Genomic DNA, 21007 nt, shown 5'->3' with positions numbered 1-21007 from the left:
CCAATATGGCGTAACAGATATAAACGAGGTGAATGATGAAGGACACAATGATAGAAGCGAGAATGGCTGAGCTGGAAAGCCGCCTGGCTTTTCAGGACATCACCATCGAAGAGCTTAACCAGACCGTGACCGCGCACGAACTCGAAATGGCGAAACTGCGGGATCATATGCGCCTGCTGACGGAAAAGCTGAAGGCGACGCAGCCGTCAAATATTGCCTCTCAGTCGGAAGAGACGCCACCACCTCATTATTGAGGCGTAAAAAAAGCGGGATTATCCCGCTTTTTTATTTTCCGCATGACGGAATTAGTGGCAACCGCAGCCGCCGTTGCCGCAACCACCTTTACCGTGGCCGTGGTCATGACCATGGTCGTGGCCGTGACCACCGCAGCAGCCGTCGTGGCCGTGATCGTGATCATGGTCGTGACCATGCGCACCGTGAACGTGGCCATGAGCCAGCTCTTCTTCGGTCGCTTCACGGATCGCAACAACTTCTACGTTGAACTTCAGGTTCTGGCCAGCCAGCATGTGGTTGCCGTCAACCACGACGTGGTCGTCTTCAACTTCAGTGATTTCAACAGGAACCGGACCCTGGTCAGTTTCAGCCAGGAAGCGCATGCCAACCTGCAGCTCGTCAACGCCCATGAACACGTCTTTAGGAACGCGCTGAACCAGGTTGTCGTCATACTGACCGTAAGCGTCGTTCGCGCCTACAGCAACGTCGAATTTATCGCCAACTTCATGACCTTCCAGCGCAGTTTCCAGGCCGGAAATCAGGGAACCGTGACCATGCAGGTAGTCCAGCGGCGCACTCACCGGAGACTCATCAACCAACACACCGTCTTCTGTACGTACCTGATAGGCCAGGCTGACCACCAGGTCTTTTGCTACTTTCATGATATCTCCTGAGCGTGGGAAAATTGCTGGCGCAGATTGTAGCGGAAATCTGCACCCGTGTACCCTTAAGCTTAAAAAAACTCAGAGCATATCGCTAGTCTGGATGAAAAATGCCGATCACTTGCTCTTCTTTGCGAACGTGATCGCGTGCTTCTTTGTCGGCCTCACGCATCTGGTGACCGCACTTAACGCACTCAACTATATCAATATTATTTTCGCGCCACATGGCCAGCGTATCTTGAGCCTGGCAAGACGGGCACTTTGCACCCGCGATAAAGCGTTTACGTACAGCCATCTTTCGTTACCTTTTATTCAAATTCATCCCAGCCGTCGAGCTGGCGTCGTTCCTGTTGCATCTCTCGCTGAAAGATCTCCTCCAGCTCGCGCCGCGCTTCCCGCACGCGGGAGATCTGCGCCGTATCGCTATGTACAGGCATTAATTCGCGCAGCATGCGCATATCCAGCCGGCGGAAGTGCATCTGGGCGCGCTGCGCCTGGTGAGGATGCATCCCCAGGGAGATTAACGCCTTGCGCCCCAGTTCCAGCGCACTGGAGAACGTCTCACGGGAGAAGTGTTTCACACCTGCCTGCAACAATTCGTGAGCTTCAACACGCCCCCGGGCACGCGCCAGAATATTCAGGTGCGGGAAATGCTGCTGACATAGCTCCACCAGCTTCATCGTATCTTCCGGATCGTTGCAGGTGATGACGATAGACTCCGCGGCTTCCGCCCCGGCCGAGCGCAGAAGCTCAAGCTGAGTGGCATCGCCGTAATAGACCTTGTAGCCATATTTGCGCATCAGGTTGACCGCGCTGATATCGCGCTCCAGCACCGTAATGCGCATTTTGTTCGCCATCAACAGGCGGCCAATCACCTGCCCGAAGCGGCCGAAGCCCACGACGATCACCTGCGGCTTATCGTCTTCTACCCACGGCGCTTCATCTTCATCGTCTGCCGGATTCAGGCGGCGCGACAGCAGTTTATCCACCATCTTCATCAGCAGAGGCGTGGTCATCATCGACAGCGTTACCGTCACCAGCAGCAGCGCCATCTGGTCATCTTTAAACAGCTTCTGGGAGGAGGCGGTGGAGAACAGCACAAACGCAAACTCGCCACCCTGGCTCAACACGCTGGCAAACTGCATGCGTTCCGAACTGCGCAACCCGTAGATACGCGCCATGACGTAAAGCACCAGCATTTTCACCGCCACCAGGATCGCAACACTCACCGCAACCCAGAGCAGATGGGTATAAAGCACGCCAAGATTGAGCGCCATTCCCACCGAAATAAAGAACAGGCCTAACAGCAGCCCTTTGAAGGGATCGATGGCAATTTCCAGTTCGTGCCGATATTCACTCTCCGCCAGCAGCACGCCGGCAATAAAGGTGCCCAGCGCCATCGACAGCCCCAGCGCGTCCATAAACAGCGCCGAGCCGAGCACCAGCAGCAGCGTCGCGGCGGTAAACACCTCGCGCACGCCCGAGGCGGCAATAAAGCGGAACACCGGACGTAACAGGAAACGTCCGCCAATCAGCATGCCCGCGAAGGCCAGCACCTTCATGGAAATTTTTGCCCAGTCGAAGTGATCGTCGCCCGAGCCCGCCAGCAGCGGCACCAGCGCCAGCGCCGGGATCACCGCTAAATCCTGGAACAGCAGCACCGAAAAGCCCAGCTGTCCGGCCTCATTGCGGTTCATCCCCTTGTCGCGCATCAGCTGCAGCGCCATCGCCGTCGACGACATTGCGAGACCAATCCCGCCAATCACCGCCGCCTGCCAGGAAAAGTTGGTCAGCATTAACAGGCCAGCCAGAATCGCGGCGCTAAACAGCACCTGCGCGGCGCCCACGCCAAAGATAGAGCGTCGAAGCTGCCACAGCTTCGACGGGTTCAGTTCGAGGCCGATGATGAACATCAGAAACACCACGCCGAGCTCCGAGAAGTGGAGAATTTCATCCACGTCGCTGATGAAACCCAGTCCCCATGGGCCAATGGCGATCCCTGCGAGCAAATACCCCAGCACCGCCCCGATGCCGATACGGGCGGCAAGCGGCACCGCGACGACGGCGGCAAATAAAAACAACACCCCGGCGAGGAGTAAATTCGATCCTTCCATTAACGACCTCCTGCCGCAATCGGTGATGCCAGCCATTCGCCGTAGGCTCTGGCGTGGCTTGCCAGCGCTTTCGGATCCTGACGCCGCGCCCAGTAAACAATAATCGGGCTCATCCAGTGCATGCGGCACATGGCCGCCGTCAGCTCGAACGGCCTCAGGATGTCGCTCATGGGATAGCGGTTCAGCCCGTCGTGACGGTAAGCGCTTTCCGGCTCACCGGTGGTAATGACGCTCCGCCAGTACTTTCCCGCCAGCTGGTTGCCCCCCACCCCGCTGGAGAAGCCCCGGCTCAGCACGCGGTCCAGCCACTCTTTCAGCAGTGCCGGACAGCTGTAGGTATAGAGCGGATGCTGAAATACAATCACGTCATGCTGACGCAGCAGTTCCTGTTCGTAAGGAATATCGATAAAGAAATCAGGATAGTGCGCGTAGAGATCGTGCACCGTGACGTTACTGAGCTGTGTGGCCGGCTTAAGCAGCACCCGGTTCGCCACCGAGTCCTGAGATTCCGGATGGGCATACAGCAGCAGCACTTTCGCTGTCTGAGACATCACTCCCCTCCCGGTTCTGTTTTTGTGTATTGTTGTCGTTTTGGGCTACCATGGCGGCCCGGTGGGGAAAATGGCCCACACCTTACATTATCATAATGACAAATTAACATAGTCGGAACATACGGCGCTTCTATGATTGTTTTCTCCTCGTTACAAATTCGTCGCGGCGTGCGCGTCCTGCTGGATAACGCGACTGCTACCATCAACCCGGGCCAGAAGGTGGGGCTGGTCGGCAAAAACGGCTGCGGTAAATCCACCCTGCTGGCGCTGCTGAAAAACGAGATTAGCGCGGATGGCGGTAACTTTACCTTCCCGGGGAACTGGCAGCTCGCGTGGGTAAACCAGGAGACGCCAGCCCTGAGCGAACCGGCGCTCGACTATGTTATCGACGGCGATCGCGAATACCGTAAGCTCGAAGCGGAACTCAACGCGGCCAACGAGCGCAACGACGGTCACGCCATCGCTACCGTTCACGGCAAGCTGGACGCCATCGACGCGTGGACCATTCGCTCCCGCGCCTCCAGCCTGCTGCACGGCCTGGGCTTCAGCAATGAACAGCTTGAACGCCCGGTCAGCGACTTCTCCGGCGGCTGGCGCATGCGCCTCAACCTGGCGCAGGCGCTGATCTGCCGCTCAGACCTGCTCCTGCTCGATGAACCGACCAACCACCTCGATCTCGATGCGGTTATTTGGCTCGAGAAGTGGCTCAAGAGCTATCAGGGCACTCTGATTCTCATCTCCCACGACCGCGACTTCCTCGATCCGGTGGTGGATAAAATCATTCATATCGAACAGCAAACCATGTTCGAGTACACCGGCAACTACAGCTCCTTCGAGCGCCAGCGCGCGACGCGCCTTGCTCAGCAGCAGTCGATGTATGAAAGCCAACAGCAGCGCGTGGCGCACCTGCAGAGCTTCGTGGATCGCTTCAAAGCTAAAGCGTCAAAAGCCAAGCAGGCCCAGAGCCGCATCAAGATGCTGGAACGCATGGAGATGATCGCCCCGGCACACGTGGATAACCCGTTCCACTTCAGCTTCCGCGCGCCGGAAAGCCTGCCGAACCCGCTGCTGAAAATGGAAAAAGTGAGCGCAGGCTATGGCGATCGCATCATCCTCGACTCTATCAAGCTTAACCTGGTGCCGGGTTCGCGCATTGGCCTGCTGGGGCGCAACGGCGCCGGTAAATCGACGTTAATTAAGCTGCTCGCGGGCGAGCTTAACCCAACCAGCGGTGAAATCGGCCTGGCGAAGGGCATTAAGCTTGGCTATTTCGCCCAGCATCAGCTGGAATTTTTACGCGCGGATGAATCGCCGATTCAGCATCTGTCGCGTCTTGCCCCGCAGGAAATGGAGCAGAAGCTGCGCGACTACCTCGGCGGCTTCGGCTTCCAGGGCGATAAGGTGACCGAAAACACCGAGCGTTTCTCCGGCGGCGAAAAAGCCCGTCTGGTGCTGGCGCTGATCGTCTGGCAGAGACCCAACCTGCTGCTGCTCGATGAACCGACCAACCACCTGGATCTCGACATGCGTCAGGCGCTGACCGAAGCGCTGATTGAGTTCGAAGGCGCACTGGTTGTCGTGTCGCACGATCGCCACCTGATCCGCTCCACCACCGACGATCTCTACCTGGTACACGGCGGCAAAGTCGAACCGTTCGACGGCGATCTGGAAGACTACCAGCAGTGGCTGACGGACGTACAAAAGCAGGAAAACCAGCCGGAAGAGTCAACGAAAGACAACGTCAACAGCGCACAGTCGCGTAAAGACCAGAAGCGCCGCGAAGCGGAACTGCGCACCCAGACCCAGCCGCTGCGTAAAGAGATTGCCCGTCTTGAAAAAGAGATGGAAAAGCTCAACGCCACGCTTGCCGCCGTCGAAGAGAAGCTGGGCGACAGCGACCTGTACGATCAGAGCCGTAAAGCGGAGCTAACGGATTGTCTGCAAACGCAGGCGAAAGCCAAATCCAGCCTCGAAGAGTGCGAAATGGCATGGCTGGATGCCCAGGAACAGCTGGAAGCGATGCTGCAGGCAGACTGAATTTTTACCCCGTTGTGCGGACGGAATCTATCTCTGGTTCGGAAATCCAGGCTAAACGGGGTACAATTCGGAAAGTATAGTGAATTTCTGACAAGAATCAGCATCGTCCTTATGACCCAAATCATTCCATCAGACTTCGACATTACAGCCGAAGACAGCACCGAGTTCGTGCCCATGCGCGGCGTGACCAACTGCCATTTGCAGACCATGCTGCCGCGGCTGATCCGCCGCAAGGTCCAGTTCACTCCGCACTGGCAACGGCTCGATCTGCCGGACGGTGATTTTCTGGATCTCGCCTGGAGCGAAGCGCCGGAACAGGCTCTTCATAAGCCGCGTCTGGTGGTTTTTCACGGTTTAGAAGGCAGCCTGCACAGTCCGTATGCGCATGGGTTAATTGAGGCCGCCAAAGCGCGCGGCTGGCTCGGCGTGGTGATGCATTTTCGCGGCTGTAGCGGCGAGCCGAATCGTCAGAAACGCATTTATCACTCGGGTGAAACCGAAGATGGCACGTGGTTTCTGCACTGGCTGCGGGAAAATTATGGCGCCGCGCCAACGGCCGCCGTGGGCTACTCGCTGGGCGGTAATATGCTCGCCTGTCTGCTGGCCAAAGAGGGCGACAGCGTACCGCTGAATGCTGCAGTGATTGTCTCCGCACCGTTTATGCTGGAGCAGTGCAGCTACCACATGGAAAAAGGCTTTTCTCGCGTCTATCAGCGCTATCTGCTCAACCTGCTGAAAGCCAACGCGGCGCGAAAGCTAAAGGCCTATCCGGATACCCTGCCGGTAAGCCTGCGCCAGCTGAAAAAGGTACGCTGCATCCGCGAATTCGACGATCTAATCACCGCCAAAATTCACGGCTTCGCCGATGCTATCGACTATTACCGACAGTGCAGCGCCATGCCGCTGCTCAGCAAAATCACGCAGCCGACGCTGATTATTCACGCCAAAGATGACCCGTTCATGGATCATCACTCTATTCCCGCGCAGGAATTCCTGCCTGACAACGTTCACTACCAGCTGACCGAACATGGTGGCCACGTGGGGTTCATCGGCGGCACGCTGCGCAGGCCGAAAATGTGGCTGGAAGCGCGCATTCCTGACTGGCTGACTCCTTATCTGGATGGTGCAAAATGATCATTCCCTGGCAGGATCTGGCTCCCGAAACGCTCGATAATCTGATTGAAAGCTTTGTATTACGCGAAGGCACCGATTATGGTGAACATGAGCGTTCGCTTGAGCAAAAGGTCAACGATGTAAAACGCCAGCTGAAAAGCGGCGACGTGGTGCTGGTGTGGTCAGAACTGCATGAGACGGTCAATATCATGCCCCGCAACGCGTTTCACGGCTGATCTTCCAACCTTTTCCGTCAGGGAGTTGCTATGTCTGCCAGACATCCCATTATTGCCGTTACGGGGTCGAGTGGTGCGGGAACCACCACCACCAGCCTCGCTTTTCGCAAGATTTTCGCCCAGCTGAATCTCCGTTCTGCGGAGGTCGAAGGCGACAGCTTTCACCGCTATACGCGGCCTGAGATGGACATGGCGATCCGCAAGGCGCGCGATCTGGGTAAACACATCAGCTACTTTGGCCCGGAAGCCAATGATTTCGGCCTGCTGGAGCAAACCTTCCGCGAATACGGTCAGAGCGGTACCGGCCAGTCCCGTAAGTATCTGCACACCTACGACGAAGCCGTACCCTGGAATCAGGTGCCGGGCACCTTTACCCCCTGGCAACCGCTGCCGGAACCCACCGACGTGCTGTTTTATGAAGGATTGCACGGCGGCGTTGTCACACCTCAGCACGACGTGGCGCGCCATGTGGATCTGCTGGTCGGGGTGGTGCCGATCGTTAACCTGGAGTGGATCCAGAAGCTGACGCGCGACATGAGCGAGCGCGGCCATTCGCGCGAGGCGGTAATGGACTCGGTGGTGCGCTCCATGGAAGATTACATCAACTATCTCACGCCGCAGTTCTCCCGCACGCACATTAACTTCCAGCGCGTGCCGACCGTGGACACTTCCAATCCGTTCGCGGCGAAAAGCATCCCGTCGCTGGATGAGAGCTTTGTGGTGATCCACTTCCGCAATCTTGAAGGCATTGATTACCCCTGGCTGCTGGCGATGCTGCAGGGCTCGTTTATTTCCCACATGAATACGTTAGTGGTTCCCGGTGGAAAAATGGGGCTGGCAATGGAGCTGATCATGACGCCGCTGGTGGAGCGACTGATGGAAGGGAAGCAGATCGCGTGAACATGTTCCCTCTCCCACAGGGAGAGGGTTAGGGTGAGGGCATCAACACGCACGATGCCCCAATAATTAAGCCTCGATCACTTCATACGAATGGGTGATTTTTACCGCTTTCTCCAGCATTAACGCCACAGAGCAGTATTTCTCCGCAGAGAGATCCACCGCGCGTGAGACCGCCGCGTCTTTCAGTTCTTTCCCGGTGACAACAAAGTGCAGATTAATGTGGGTGAACAGGCGTGGCGCCTCTTCGCGACGCTCTGAGGTGAGTTTAACCTCGCAATCCGTCACGTCATGACGGCCTTTTTGCAGAATCGACACCACGTCAATCGCGCTGCATCCGCCTGCCGCCATCAGCACCATTTCCATTGGGCTTGGAGCTTTATCGCCGGAGTTACCATCCATCAAAATCTGGTGTCCTGATGCGGACTCGCCCAGGAACGTTAAACCTTCAACCCACTTCACGCGCGCTTGCATATTCATTAACTCCAACGTTGCATTTTTGGTGACAGATTACGCGTGCGTTACATTTCTCGCAATGGAAGGCGACCTGCATCATGCTGAAGCGAGACACCAGGAGACACGCGGCAAAAGCTATGCTAAAACACTCAGGATGCTACAGTAATACATTGACGTTACACATGTATGCAGAGGACATCAAACTTTACTGGCTGCGAAACGTTACGACAGCCGACTTCCCAGGGTATGGGTAAGAATTCGATTGCAACCCCAGAGTCCGGATGCATCTGAAGACTCTGGTGACAGCTTATAACAGAGGATAACAGCGCATGGTGCTTGGCAAACCGCAAACAGACCCGACTCTCGAATGGTTCTTGTCTCATTGCCACATTCATAAGTACCCATCGAAGAGCACGCTGATTCACCAGGGTGAAAAAGCGGAAACGTTGTATTACATCGTCAAAGGCTCGGTGGCAGTGCTGATCAAAGATGAGGAAGGCAAAGAGATGATCCTTTCCTATCTGAACCAGGGCGATTTTATCGGTGAACTGGGCCTGTTTGAAGAAGGCCAGGAACGTAGCGCCTGGGTTCGTGCAAAGACAGCATGTGAAGTGGCTGAAATTTCTTATAAGAAATTCCGTCAGCTGATTCAGGTAAACCCTGACATCCTGATGCGTCTTTCTTCCCAGATGGCGCGCCGTCTGCAGGTGACGTCAGAGAAAGTGGGTAACCTCGCCTTCCTGGACGTGACTGGCCGTATTGCGCAGACTCTGCTGAACCTGGCGAAACAGCCAGACGCGATGACCCACCCGGACGGCATGCAAATTAAAATTACCCGTCAGGAAATCGGTCAGATCGTCGGTTGCTCCCGCGAAACGGTGGGCCGTATTCTGAAAATGCTGGAAGATCAAAACCTGATCTCCGCCCACGGTAAAACCATCGTGGTTTACGGAACCCGTTAATCCTGCCTAAACGGCGTGCCATCGCGAGGTGTCACGCCGTTTTTGTCTCTTTTCCCCATGTGGCGCAGGCTGATCTATCACCCGGAAGTTAACTACGCACTACGACAAACGCTGGTGCTGTGTCTTCCCGTGGCCGTGGGCCTGATCCTGGGACATCTTCAGCAGGGCCTGCTGTTTTCTCTCGTCCCCGCCTGCTGCAACATTGCCGGTCTGGACACGCCCCATAAACGCTTTTTCAAACGTCTGATAATTGGCGGCTCGCTGTTTGCTGGCTGTAGCCTCGCGGTGCAGCTTCTGCTGGCTCGTGATATTCCCCTGCCGCTGATCCTGACCGTGCTGGCGATGACCCTCGGCGTCACCGCCGAAATCAGCTCGCTCCATGCCCGTCTGCTTCCCGCGTCACTCATTGCGGCCATCTTCACCCTGAGCCTCGCCGGTAATATGCCCGTGTGGGAGCCGCTGCTGATCTACGCCCTCGGCACGCTGTGGTACGGGCTGTTTAACTGGTTCTGGTTCTGGCTGTGGCGGGAGCAGCCGCTGCGCGAATCTCTAAGCCTGCTCTACGTGCAGCTTGCGGATTACTGTGAAGCCAAATACACCCTGCTCACCCAGCATACGGATCCGGAGAAATCCTTACCGCCGTTGCTGACGCGCCAGCAAAAGGTGGTAGACCTGATAAGCCAGTGCTATCAGCAGCTGCATATGCTCGCTGCCAACAAGAACCACGAATATAAACGGCTGTTGCGCACCTTTCAGGTGGGGCTGGATCTTCAGGAGCATATCTCCGTTAGCCTTCACCACCCGCAGGAGGTGCAAAAGCTGGTTGAGCGCAGCCATGCCGAAGCGGTGATCCGCTGGAACGCACAAACCGTCTCCGCGCGCCTGCGGGTGCTGGCCGATGATATTCTCTACCACCGCTACCCCACGCGCTTTAACATGGACAAACAGCTCGGCGCGCTGGAGAAAATCGCCCGTCAGCACCCGGATAACCCGGTCGGCCAGTTTGCCGCCTGGCACTTCAGCCGCATCGCCCGCGTGCTGCGCACCCAGCGCCCGCTTTATTCCCGTGACCTGATGGCGGATAAACAGAAACGTCTGCCGCTGCTGCCGGCGCTGAGAAGCTACCTGTCTCTCAAATCTTCCGCTCTGCGCAACGCTGCAAGGATTAGCGTCATGCTCAGTATCGCCAGCCTGATGGGCATGGCGCTCCACCTGCCGAAACCCTACTGGATCTTAATGACCGTGCTGTTTGTTACCCAGAACGGCTATGGCGCCACGCGGGTGCGCATTCTGCACCGGGCAGGCGGCACGATGGCGGGGCTGATTATTGCGGGCGTGACGCTGCATTTTCACGTGCCCGAGGGCTATACCCTGGCAGGGATGCTGGTGGTCACCCTGGTAAGCTATCTAATCATTCGCAAAAACTACGGCTGGGCAATGGTGGGCTTTACGGTGACGGCGGTATATACCCTGCAGCTGCTGACGCTTAACGGCGAACAGTTCATCGTTGCCCGCCTGATCGACACGCTGATCGGCTGCCTGATCGCCTTTGGGGGCATGGTCTGGCTGTGGCCGCAGTGGCAGAGCGGGCTGCTGAGGCAGAACGCCCACGACGCGCTGGAGGCCGATCAGCAGGCCATTCGTCTGATCCTGAGCGACGATCCGCAGCCTTCCCCGCTGGCGTATCAGCGGATGAAGGTCAACCAGGCGCACAACGCCCTGTTTAACTCGCTCAACCAGGCGATGCAGGAGCCGGGCTTTAACTCACACTATCTTGCCGATATGAAGCTGTGGGTCACGCACAGCCAGTTTATCGTCGAGCACATTAACGCCATGACCACGCTGGCGCGCGAACACACAATGCTGACGCCGGATCTGGCGCAGCGCTATTTGCAGTCGTGTGAAATTGCGTTGCAGCGGTGTCAGCAGCGTCTGGAGTATGACGCGCCGGGCGAGTCGGGGGATTCGAACATTCTGGAGGCACCGGAGACGCTGACCCACGGCCCGATGAGCACCCTGGAGCAGCATTTGCAGCGCGTGCTGGGACATCTGAACACCATGCACACCATTTCGTCGGTGGCATGGCGTCAGCGCCCGCATCACGGCATTTGGTTAACCCGGCGGTTAAAGCGAACCGAGTATTAGCCTTTTACGATCTTCTCGACCGCCGCGGCAAAGCGGGTTAACCCGTCTTCAATATCTTTCTCTTCCACCACCAGCGACGGCGCAAAGCGCATCACGTCAGGCCCAGCGTTTAGCACCATGACGCCTTCGTGGGCGGCTGCGTGCAGGAAATCGCGCGCGCGGCCTTTGTACTGCGGCTTAAGCTCCGCACCAATCAGCAGCCCCATGCCGCGGATCTCGCTGAAGACGTCGTACTTATTGTTAATCTGCTGAAGATGCTGCACAAACAGCTCGCGTTTCGCGCTAACGCCGTTCAGCACCTCAGGGGTGTTGATGATGTCGAACGCGGCACCCGCCACGGCGCTCGCCAGCGGGTTACCGCCGTAGGTTGAACCGTGAGAACCGACGTGGAACGCCGAGGCGATCTCCTGCGTCGTCAGTACCGCACTCACCGGAAAACCGCCGCCGAGCGCTTTCGCGCTGGTCAGAATATCCGGCGTCACGCCGTAGTGCATGTAGGCAAACAGCTCTCCGGTACGCCCCATCCCGCACTGCACTTCATCAAACACCAGCAGCGCCTGATGTTCGTCGCACAGTTCGCGCAGCCCTTTCAGGAATTCCGGGGTTGCCGCGGTCACGCCGCCTTCGCCCTGAATCGGCTCCACCACCACCGCGCAGGTGTGGTCGTCCATCACCGCTTTCACCGCGTGCAGATCGTTAAACGGCACGTGGATAATGTCGGCTGGTTTCGGACCGAAGCCGTCGGAATACTTCGGCTGGCCGCCAACGGAGACGGTAAAGAAAGAGCGTCCGTGGAAGGCGTTATGGAAGGCGATGATTTTAGTTTTGTACGGGCTATGGCGCGTGGTGGCGTAGTAGCGCGCCAGCTTAAAGGCGGTTTCGTTGGCTTCGGTGCCGGAGTTCATAAACAGCACGCGCTCGGCAAACGTGGCATCAATGATCTTGCGACCCAGGCGCAGCGCAGGTTCGTTGGTGAACACGTTGCTGGTGTGCCACAGGGTTTCGCCCTGGGTTTTCAGCGCGTCCACCAGCGCAGGATGGCAGTGGCCCAGCGCCGTGACCGCAATACCGCCCGCGAAATCCACATACTCTTTGCCCTGCTGATCCCAGACGCGGCTGCCTTTCCCCTTCACCGGGATAAACTCAGCCGGTGCATAAATCGGCAGAATCACTTCATCGAATGTCGCGCGGGTAATTGCTGGTTGTTCAGTTGCCATGTCATGCCCATCCATTTTATGTCACATTCATTGTGAAAATATAATCACAAAATATGCATAAAAACTCACAACAAGGCAACAGATATTCAGCGATTGAGGAAATTTGCCAGCAGTGCGTGCCCCTGCTCGCTGAGGATACTTTCAGGGTGGAACTGGACGCCTTCGAGATCCCACTCGCGGTGGCGAATCCCCATGATCTCCTGCGTATCGCTCCAGGCGGTCACGTCGAAGCAGTCGGGCAGCGTCGGTGGGTCAATCACCAGCGAATGGTAGCGCGTCACGGTTAGCGGGTTATTGAGCCCTGTGAATACGCCCGTGCCGGTGTGGGTGACCGGCGAGGTTTTGCCGTGCATCACTTTCGCGGCACGCACGATGGTAGCCCCAAATGCCTGGGCAATCGCCTGATGACCGAGACAGACGCCCAGGATCGGCAGCCTGCCGGCATAGTGGTGAATAACCTCCAGAGAAATGCCCGATTCCGACGGCGTACACGGTCCCGGCGAAATGACGATTTTCTGCGGAGCCAGCGTCTCAATATCAGACAGGCTGAGTTCGTCGTTGCGGCGGACAACCACCTCTGCACCCAGTTCACAAAAATACTGGTAAAGGTTCCAGGTGAAGGAATCGTAGTTATCAATCAGCAGAATCATGGCGGCTCCCGAAAAAAAATGCCGCCCTATTCTACTCAGATTCCCGCGCTTCGCTCACTACTTTGGCAAAGATAGCGCTCAGCGCGGTCAAATCGCCCGTGGCACCGCTTCGGTTCGCCGCCACCCACTGCTCGGGATCAATATCCCGCCAGTCCAGCGCGTAATTCGCGTGGATGGCCAGCTGCTCAAAGAAGACGCGCTGAGCTATGCCATTACCGCGCATAAAGGGATGCAGCATATTGATTTCACAGTAGTAATGGCTCACTTTTTCAACAAACGCCGCTTTTTCAAGACCCACAAGATACTTATCACTTTCCAGCGCCGCCATCAGTTCGTTACCCATCGTCTCGATGTACTCAAAATGGCAGAAGGGAATGTCACCCTTAAAAATATCGTCGGTACGGAATTCGCCTGCCTGCTTCATCTCTCTGTGATACAGATGGCGATGAATGAGGCACAGATGCGGTAGCCCGGGCGCTGAGGGCCCAAGCTCCAGCGTCTCAATGCCGGGCTCTGAAGGACCATTACCTTTTTCAAGGAGACAACTGGCCTGAAAATTGACGTTACGCTGTTGCTCCCAGAGACGGGATTTTTGCTTATCGGTGAGTTTTTTCACTTAACGCCTCCCTGAATAGTCCGTTTGCCACAAGTATAAGCAGCAAAACGCGCTTTCGCAGGGAGGGCTGAAAGACACGGGCAGGATATGCCCGTGTGGAAGAACGATTACGGCAGCACTTTCGCGGAGAGAATCACCACTGGCTTAGACGGCACATTCTGGTATGGGCCGACATCGTGGGTCTGAACCTGAGAGATTTTGTCCGCCACGTCCATCCCTTTCACAATTTTACCGAAGACCGCATAGCCGAAGTCGCGCTGGCCGTGGTCGAGGAAAGCGTTATCCGCCACGTTGAGGAAGAACTGGCTGGTGGCGCTGTCTTTATCCGCCGTGCGCGCCATGGAGATGGTGCCGCGCTTGTTCAGCAGGCCGTTGTCCGCTTCGTTTTTGATGGGTGGGTTAGGCTGTTTCTGCTGCATCTGCTCGTTGAAGCCGCCGCCCTGAATCATGAAGCCAGGGATCACGCGGTGGAAGGTGGTGTTGTTATAGAAACCACTGTTCACATAGTCGAGGAAGTTTTTCACAGAAACCGGAGCTTTCTGGCTATTTAGTTCCAGCTCAATGTTCCCGGCAGAGGTGGTCAGCAGAACGTGAGGGTCCCCTTTGGCTGCCAGCGCAGCAGGGGAAACGGCAGAAAGAGCAAACACAGCTGCGACAGCCGCCAGTGTTGATTTGAGCATGAGAATTCCTTAACAAAGCGCAGTATAAAAAGCGAATGGCTTGATTCTAAAGAGCAGTATGAACCGAGACCAGCCTTTTACCTAATTTTACGAAATTGAAACAATTATTACTGCGCAAACGATTGGTTATACCGCCATTTAGTGTGACTTAGATCACACTAAAACCTGCAATGTCATATTCATTTCCCTTAAAAGATAGGAATAGATCACTTTAGCGACTAAAATCTGCCCGCTCTCAGCGCCCTCCCGGCGCTTTTCTTTTTCTGAACAGGCCAGACATGACTAACAGCAATCGCATCAAGCTCACATGGATAAGCTTCTTCTCCTACGCCCTGACCGGCGCGTTGGTGATCGTCACCGGGATGGTGATGGGAAATATCGCAGACTACTTCCAGCTGCCCGTTTCCAGCATGAGTAACACCTTCACCTTCCTCAACGCGGGGATCCTGATCTCAATTTTCCTGAATGCCTGGCTGATGGAAATCGTCCCGCTGAAAACCCAGCTGCGCTTCGGCTTCGTGCTGATGGTTGCCGCCGTGGCGGGCCTGATGTTGAGCCACAGCATCGCCCTGTTCTCTGCCGCCATGTTCGTGCTGGGCCTGGTCAGCGGGATCACGATGTCGATCGGTACGTTCCTTATTACGCACATGTATGAAGGCCGCCAGCGCGGCGCGCGCCTGCTGTTTACCGACTCCTTCTTCAGCATGGCCGGGATGATTTTCCCGATGGTCGCCGCGTATCTGCTCGCGCGCAGCATTGAATGGTACTGGGTATACGCCTGTATCGGTCTGGTCTATGTCGCGATCTTCATTCTGACCTTCGGCTGTGACTTCCCGGTGCTGGGCAAAAAAGCGCAGACCACCTCAGAGCCGGTGGCGAAAGAAAAATGGGGTATCGGCGTGCTGTTCCTCTCCATTGCCGCCCTGTGCTACATCCTCGGTCAGTTGGGCTTTATCTCGTGGGTACCTGAATACGCCAAAGGTCTGGGCATGAGCCTGAACGACGCGGGCAAACTGGTGAGCGATTTCTGGATGTCTTACATGTTCGGCATGTGGGCCTTTAGCTTCATCCTGCGCTTCTTCGACCTGCAACGTATTCTGACCGTCCTGGCGGGTCTGGCGACCGTGCTGATGTATCTGTTCATCAACGGTGCCCCGGAGCATATGCCATGGTTCATCCTGACCCTGGGCTTCTTCTCCAGCGCGATTTACACCTCAATCATCACCCTGGGCTCCCTGCAGACCAAAGTGGCTTCGCCAAAGCTGGTGAACTTCGTGCTGACCTGCGGCACCATCGGCACCATGCTGACCTTCGTGGTCACGGGCCCGATTGTGGCGCACAGCGGCCCGCTGGCCGCGCTGCACACCGCTAACGGTCTGTATGCCGTGGTGTTTATCATGTGTTTCATTCTGGGCTTCGTGACCCGTCACCGCCAGCACAATACGGCAACGGCTACCCACTAATCGTCAAAACCCCTTTGCGTTCTGCAAAGGGGTTTTACCCTGCTTACCCGCTCTGACTGCCGATTCGTAAAAAACCCCTCAAATTTGTGCGAAAAACAAGCAAGCACAAAAATCAAACAATATCCGTTACTTATAAAAAACCTGACAAATCATAGATATACCCACTAAGGGGTAGGTGAAGGCGTATTTGATTTGCATCAATAAGTGCCCCTGCTGAATCGTTAAGGTAGGCAGTAATAGAAAAGAAATCGAGGCAAAAATGAGCAAAGTCAGACTCGCTATCATCGGTAACGGCATGGTCGGCCACCGCTTTATTGAGGATCTTCTCGATAAAGCCGATGCTGACCAGTTCGATATTACCGTGTTCTGTGAAGAACCCCGCAAGGCGTACGACCGTGTGCACTTGTCTTCCTACTTCTCTCACCATACCGCCGAAGAGCTCTCTCTGGTGCGCGAAGGTTTCTACGAGAAGCATGGCGTAAAAGTGCTGGTGGGCGAACGCGCTATCACCATCAACCGTCAGGAGAAAGTGATCCACTCCAGCGCCGGGCGTACGGTTTTTTACGATAAGCTGATCATGGCGACTGGCTCGTATCCGTGGATCCCGCCGATTAAAGGGTCGGAAACCCAGGATTGCTTCGTTTACCGTACCATTGAAGACCTCAACGCCATTGAATCCTGCGCTCGTCGAAGCAAACGCGGTGCGGTTGTTGGCGGTGGCCTGCTGGGCCTGGAAGCGGCAGGCGCGCTGAAAAACCTCGGCGTTGAAACCCACGTTATCGAATTTGCCCCGATGCTGATGGCGGAACAGCTGGACCACATGGGCGGCGACCAGCTGCGTCGTAAAATCGAAAGCATGGGTGTGAAGGTTCACACCAGCAAGAACACCAAAGAGATCGTGCAGGAAGGCACAGAGGCGCGTAAAACCATGCGCTTTGCCGACGGCAGCGAGCTGGAAGTGGACTTCATCGTCTTCTCCACCGGTATTCGTCCGCGCGACAAGCTCGCCACGCAGTGCGGCCTGGCCGTAGCCCAGCGCGGCGGGATCATGATTAACGATACCTGCCAGACCTCCGATCCGGATATCTACGCCATTGGCGAGTGCGCCAGCTGGAATAACCGGGTATACGGTCTGGTGGCACCAGGATACAAAATGGCGCAGGTCGCCGTGGACCATATCCTCGGCAGCGAAAACGCCTTCACCGGCGCAGACATGAGCGCCAAGCTGAAGCTGCTGGGCGTGGACGTAGGCGGTATCGGCGATGCGCATGGCCGCACCCCGAACTCCCGCAGCTACGTCTATCTGGACGAAAGCAAAGAGGTCTACAAACGCCTTATCGTCAGCCAGGACAACAAAACCCTGCTCGGTGCGGTGCTGGTGGGCGATACCAGCGACTTCGGTAACCTGCTCCAGCTGGTGCTGAACGCCATTGAGCTGCCGGAAAACCCGGACGCGCTGATCCTGCCGGCGCACGCCTCCAGCGGTAAACCATCTATCGGCGTAGATAAACTGCCGGACAGCGCGCAGATTTGCTCCTGCTTCGACGTCACCAAAGGCATGCTGATCTCCGCCATCAACAAAGGCTGCCACACCGTTGCGGCGCTGAAGGCCGAAACCAAAGCCGGTACCGGCTGCGGCGGCTGTATTCCACTGGTGACTCAGGTGCTGAACGCTGAACTGGCGAAACAGGGCATCGAAGTGAACAACAACCTGTGCGAGCACTTCGCCTACTCTCGCCAGGAGCTGTACCACCTGATCCGCGTGGAAGGCATCAAGTCCTTCGACGAACTGCTGGAGAAACACGGCCAGGGTTACGGCTGTGAAGTGTGTAAACCGACCGTCGGCTCCCTGCTGGCGTCCTGCTGGAATGAGTACGTGCTCAAACCAGAACACACGCCGCTGCAGGACACCAACGATAACTTCCTGGCGAACATCCAGAAAGACGGTACTTACTCCGTCATTCCGCGTTCCGCCGGTGGCGAAATCACCCCGGAAGGGCTCGTCGCCGTGGGCCGTATCGCCCGTGAGTTTAATCTGTACACCAAAATCACCGGTTCCCAGCGTATCGGCCTGTTTGGCGCGCAGAAGGATGATCTGCCGGAAATCTGGCGTCAGCTGATTGAAGCGGGCTTCGAAACCGGTCACGCGTATGCCAAAGCGCTGCGTATGGCGAAAACCTGCGTGGGCAGCACCTGGTGCCGCTACGGCGTGGGCGACAGCGTGGGATTCGGCGTCGAGCTGGAAAACCGCTACAAAGGCATCCGTACCCCGCACAAAATGAAGTTCGGCGTCTCCGGCTGTACCCGTGAATGTGCGGAAGCGCAGGGTAAAGACGTAGGGATCATCGCCACCGAGAAAGGCTGGAACCTGTACGTGTGCGGCAATGGCGGGATGAAACCACGCCACGCGGACCTGCTGGCGGCGGATCTCGATCGCGACACGCTGATCCAGTATCTCGACCGCTTCATGATGTTCTACATCCGTACCGCCGATAAGCTGACCCGTACCGCTTCCTGGCTCGATAACCTGGAAGGCGGTATCGACTACCTGAAGTCGGTCATCATTGATGACAAGCTGGGTCTGAACGAACAGCTGGAATCCGAGATGGCTCGCCTGCGCGAGGCGGTGATCTGCGAGTGGACCGAAACCGTCAACACCCCGGCGGCGCAGACGCGCTTCAAACACTTTATCAACAGCACCCAGCGCGACCCGAACGTGCAGGTAGTGCCGGAGCGCGAACAGCATCGTCCTGCAACCCCGTATGAACGCATTCCGGTGATGCTGGTGGAGGAAAACGCATGAGCCAGTGGGTAAACATCTGCAACATTAACGACATTCTGCCAGCAACCGGCGTCTGTGCTTTGCTGGGTAACGAGCAGGTAGCTATTTTCCGCCCTCGCCACGATGAACAGGTCTTTGCCATCAGCAATATCGATCCGTTCTTTGAGGCCAGCGTGCTCTCCCGCGGTCTGATTGCTGAACACCAGGGTGAGCTGTGGGTCGCCAGCCCGCTGAAAAAGCAGCGTTTCCGCTTAACCGACGGGCACTGCATGGAAGATGAAAGCTTCTCGGTGAAGCACTACGACGCCCGCGTGAAGGACGGCAAGGTGCAGCTCAAAGCGTAACCCTCCGCCTTTCCAATAGGAAAGGCTTATGACCCCTTATGGGTAACGGCAGGAAAAACCGTATGTTCTGTACGATTCCTGCTGTTATCCTGACGTCAATTCTTACCCCCTCCTTGAATGCTGTGAGGTAACGTCGTGGACCACCTGCCGATTTTCTGTCAATTACGCCATCGCGACTGCCTGCTTGTGGGCGGCGGCGATGTGGCTGAACGCAAAGCGCGCCTGCTGCTGGATGCTGGAGCCCGACTGACCGTCAATGCCCTCACCTTCGCTCCGCAGTTTGACGTCTGGGCGCAGGAAGGGATGCTCACGCTGGTGCAGGGGGAGTTTGATGAGTCCCTGCTGGATACCTGCTGGCTGACCATTGCCGCGACGGATGACGATGAAGTGAACCAGCGCGTCAGCGACGCCTGCGAAGCGCGCCGGATCTTCTGCAACGTGGTGGATGCGCCGAAAGAGGCCAGCTTTATCATGCCGTCGATTATCGACCGTTCACCGCTGATGATCGCGGTGTCTTCCGGCGGCCGCTCGCCCGTACTTGCCCGCCTGCTGCGGGAAAAACTGGAAGCTATTTTGCCGCAGCATCTCGGCCAGATAGCCCACTACGCCGGGCAGCTTCGCTCCCGCGTGAAGCAAACCTTCTCAACCGTGGGTGAGCGTCGTCGCTTCTGGGAGAAATTTTTCATTAACGACAGGCTGGCGCAGTCGCTGGCGAATCAGGACGCGAAAGCGATTGAAGAGACGACCGAGCAGCTGCTGAGCGAGCCGCTGGATCACCGTGGTGAAGTGGTGCTGGTCGGGGCTGGTCCGGGAGATGCGGGTTTACTGACCCTGAAAGGGCTCCAGCAGATCCAGCAGGCGGATATCGTGGTGTATGACCGCCTGGTCTCCGATGACATCATGAACCTGGTGCGCCGCGACGCCGACCGCGTCTTCGTCGGTAAACGGGCAGGCTACCACTGCGTGCCGCAGGAGGAGATTAATCAGATCCTGCTGCGTGAAGCGCAAAAGGGAAAACGCGTGGTGCGCCTTAAGGGCGGCGATCCGTTTATCTTTGGCCGCGGCGGCGAGGAGCTGGAAACCCTGTGCAATGCAGGCATTCCGTTCTCCGTGGTGCCGGGCATAACGGCGGCATCCGGCTGTTCAGCCTACTCTGGCATTCCGTTGACCCATCGCGACTACGCCCAGAGCGTGCGTCTGGTCACGGGCCACCTGAAAACCGGCAGCGAACTGGACTGGCATAACCTGGCCGCTGAAAAGCAGACGCTGGTGTTCTACATGGGGCTGAACCAGGCCGCCACCATCCAGGCGAAACTGCTGGAACACGGCATGGAGGCTGATATGCCCGTTGCGCTGGTGGAAAACGGGACGTCAATCAAGCAGCGCGTGGTGAATGGCACGCTGACGCAGCTCGGTGAGCTGGCGCAGCAGGTCGAAAGCCCGGCGCTGATTGTGGTGGGTCGCGTGGTTGAACTGCGCGATAAGCTGAACTGGTTCTCGAATCACTAACGCATATTCTCCCTCCTTCGAGTAGTCCTTAAGCGGACTACTCCCTTCATACCTCAGTCGATAACATACCGCTCGCATAGTGGAACTTTTCCATTTATTCCCTCGTGTTACATCCAATTTAAGATTTTTAGACAAGGAATGCGTATGTTCAAGCTGGCAAAAGCCGCCGTTCTGGTTGGCCTGTTATCGACTCTGACCGCCTGCACCGGTCACGTTCAAAATACTAAAAATAACTGCAGCTACGATTACCTGCTGCACCCGGCGATCTCCATTTCGAAGATCATCGGCGGTTGCGGCCCGGCGGCACAGCAGTAAGCGTTTTTCAGGCGTAAAAAAACC

21 protein-coding genes are annotated in these 21007 nt (G+C 56.7%); 12 read left to right on the top strand and 9 right to left on the bottom strand.

Features of this window, described 5'->3' with window-relative positions:
* The first annotated feature begins 35 nt into the window (after positions 1–35).
* Complete coding sequence (locus IM294_RS20425) at positions 36–254, top strand: protein SlyX (protein ID WP_028014642.1); 219 nt, start codon at positions 36–38, stop codon at positions 252–254.
* Between the two features lie 51 nt (positions 255–305).
* On the opposite strand, the gene slyD is transcribed toward IM294_RS20425, so the two are convergent.
* From slyD to kefG, 4 genes are all read right to left on the bottom strand, one after another.
* Positions 306–896 (bottom strand): peptidylprolyl isomerase, encoded by a 591-nt coding sequence (gene slyD / locus IM294_RS20420; RefSeq protein WP_003861691.1) that lies wholly within the window; start codon positions 894–896, stop codon positions 306–308.
* A gap of 94 nt (positions 897–990) precedes the next feature.
* Entirely contained in the window at positions 991–1191 is a 201-nt protein-coding gene (locus tag IM294_RS20415; protein ID WP_003861689.1) for a YheV family putative zinc ribbon protein, read from the bottom strand.
* A 13-nt stretch (positions 1192–1204) separates the two neighbouring features.
* Complete coding sequence (gene kefB / locus IM294_RS20410) at positions 1205–3010, bottom strand: glutathione-regulated potassium-efflux system protein KefB (protein ID WP_028014643.1); 1806 nt, start codon at positions 3008–3010, stop codon at positions 1205–1207.
* Complete coding sequence (kefG, locus tag IM294_RS20405) at positions 3010–3561, bottom strand: glutathione-regulated potassium-efflux system ancillary protein KefG (RefSeq protein ID WP_126818575.1); 552 nt, start codon at positions 3559–3561, stop codon at positions 3010–3012. The genes kefB and kefG overlap by 1 nt, the downstream gene beginning before the upstream one ends.
* 132 nt (positions 3562–3693) lie before the next feature.
* On the opposite strand from kefG, the gene IM294_RS20400 reads away from it, so the two are divergent.
* From IM294_RS20400 to IM294_RS20385, 4 genes are all read left to right on the top strand, one after another.
* Entirely contained in the window at positions 3694–5598 is a 1905-nt protein-coding gene (locus IM294_RS20400) for an ABC transporter ATP-binding protein (protein WP_126818576.1), read from the top strand.
* A 111-nt stretch (positions 5599–5709) separates the two neighbouring features.
* Positions 5710–6732 (top strand): hydrolase, encoded by a 1023-nt coding sequence (locus IM294_RS20395; protein ID WP_045259342.1) that lies wholly within the window; start codon positions 5710–5712, stop codon positions 6730–6732.
* Positions 6729–6947 carry a YheU family protein gene (locus IM294_RS20390; RefSeq protein WP_013099053.1) on the top strand — a complete coding sequence of 73 codons (219 nt, stop codon included), beginning with the start codon at positions 6729–6731 and terminating at the stop codon, positions 6945–6947. Before IM294_RS20395 ends, IM294_RS20390 begins: the two co-directional genes overlap by 4 nt.
* Before the next feature lie 30 nt (positions 6948–6977).
* Positions 6978–7847 carry a phosphoribulokinase gene (locus IM294_RS20385; RefSeq protein ID WP_028014646.1) on the top strand — a complete coding sequence of 290 codons (870 nt, stop codon included), beginning with the start codon at positions 6978–6980 and terminating at the stop codon, positions 7845–7847.
* A gap of 66 nt (positions 7848–7913) precedes the next feature.
* Here the strand turns inward: IM294_RS20385 and IM294_RS20380 are convergent, their stop codons facing one another.
* A complete protein-coding gene (locus IM294_RS20380) occupies positions 7914–8318 on the bottom strand; it encodes an OsmC family protein (RefSeq protein ID WP_008503018.1) in 405 nt (134 codons plus the stop codon).
* 311 nt (positions 8319–8629) lie between these two features.
* On the opposite strand from IM294_RS20380, the gene crp reads away from it, so the two are divergent.
* The gene (gene crp / locus IM294_RS20375) at positions 8630–9262 is read left to right on the top strand and encodes a cAMP-activated global transcriptional regulator CRP (RefSeq protein ID WP_000242758.1); all 633 of its coding nucleotides are present in this window, start codon (positions 8630–8632) and stop codon (positions 9260–9262) included.
* A 57-nt stretch (positions 9263–9319) separates the two neighbouring features.
* Entirely contained in the window at positions 9320–11407 is a 2088-nt protein-coding gene (locus tag IM294_RS20370) for a YccS/YhfK family putative transporter (protein WP_059357226.1), read from the top strand.
* Here the strand turns inward: IM294_RS20370 and IM294_RS20365 are convergent.
* The 4 genes from IM294_RS20365 to ppiA all read right to left on the bottom strand — a co-directional run bounded on the left by IM294_RS20365 (position 11404) and on the right by ppiA (position 14570).
* Positions 11404–12624: an aspartate aminotransferase family protein gene (locus IM294_RS20365; protein ID WP_175437393.1), complete on the bottom strand. Its 1221-nt coding sequence runs from the start codon at positions 12622–12624 to the stop codon at positions 11404–11406. The genes IM294_RS20370 and IM294_RS20365 overlap by 4 nt on opposite strands.
* Positions 12625–12710: 86 nt before the next feature.
* Positions 12711–13274 (bottom strand): aminodeoxychorismate synthase component 2, encoded by a 564-nt coding sequence (pabA, locus tag IM294_RS20360; protein ID WP_028014649.1) that lies wholly within the window; start codon positions 13272–13274, stop codon positions 12711–12713.
* Positions 13275–13305: 31 nt separating this feature from the next.
* Positions 13306–13890: a putative adenosine monophosphate-protein transferase Fic gene (locus IM294_RS20355; RefSeq protein ID WP_028014650.1), complete on the bottom strand. Its 585-nt coding sequence runs from the start codon at positions 13888–13890 to the stop codon at positions 13306–13308.
* A 107-nt stretch (positions 13891–13997) separates the two neighbouring features.
* Positions 13998–14570, bottom strand: a complete 573-nt coding sequence (gene ppiA / locus IM294_RS20350; protein ID WP_032644556.1) for a peptidylprolyl isomerase A — start codon at positions 14568–14570, stop codon at positions 13998–14000.
* 278 nt (positions 14571–14848) lie between these two features.
* On the opposite strand from ppiA, the gene tsgA reads away from it, so the two are divergent.
* The 5 genes from tsgA (at position 14849) to IM294_RS20325 (ending at position 20983) form a co-directional block, all read left to right on the top strand.
* Complete coding sequence (tsgA, locus tag IM294_RS20345) at positions 14849–16033, top strand: MFS transporter TsgA (RefSeq protein ID WP_045259345.1); 1185 nt, start codon at positions 14849–14851, stop codon at positions 16031–16033.
* Positions 16034–16292: 259 nt separating this feature from the next.
* Positions 16293–18836 carry a nitrite reductase large subunit NirB gene (nirB, locus tag IM294_RS20340; protein ID WP_028014653.1) on the top strand — a complete coding sequence of 848 codons (2544 nt, stop codon included), beginning with the start codon at positions 16293–16295 and terminating at the stop codon, positions 18834–18836.
* Positions 18833–19159, top strand: a complete 327-nt coding sequence (nirD, locus tag IM294_RS20335) for a nitrite reductase small subunit NirD (protein WP_045259347.1) — start codon at positions 18833–18835, stop codon at positions 19157–19159. The genes nirB and nirD overlap by 4 nt, the downstream gene beginning before the upstream one ends.
* 135 nt (positions 19160–19294) lie before the next feature.
* Positions 19295–20668, top strand: coding sequence for a siroheme synthase CysG (gene cysG, locus IM294_RS20330; RefSeq protein WP_126818577.1), 1374 nt, complete (start codon positions 19295–19297; stop codon positions 20666–20668).
* Between the two features lie 144 nt (positions 20669–20812).
* Positions 20813–20983: a YhfL family protein gene (locus tag IM294_RS20325; protein ID WP_008503029.1), complete on the top strand. Its 171-nt coding sequence runs from the start codon at positions 20813–20815 to the stop codon at positions 20981–20983.
* Positions 20984–21007 lie beyond the last annotated feature (24 nt).

The sequence above is a fragment of the Enterobacter cloacae complex sp. P43RS genome, assembly GCF_014930585.1.
GTDB lineage: Bacteria > Pseudomonadota > Gammaproteobacteria > Enterobacterales > Enterobacteriaceae > Enterobacter > Enterobacter bugandensis.
The sequence above is the reverse complement of the archived record's forward strand: the minus strand, read 5'-3'. Positions and strand labels throughout refer to the sequence as shown.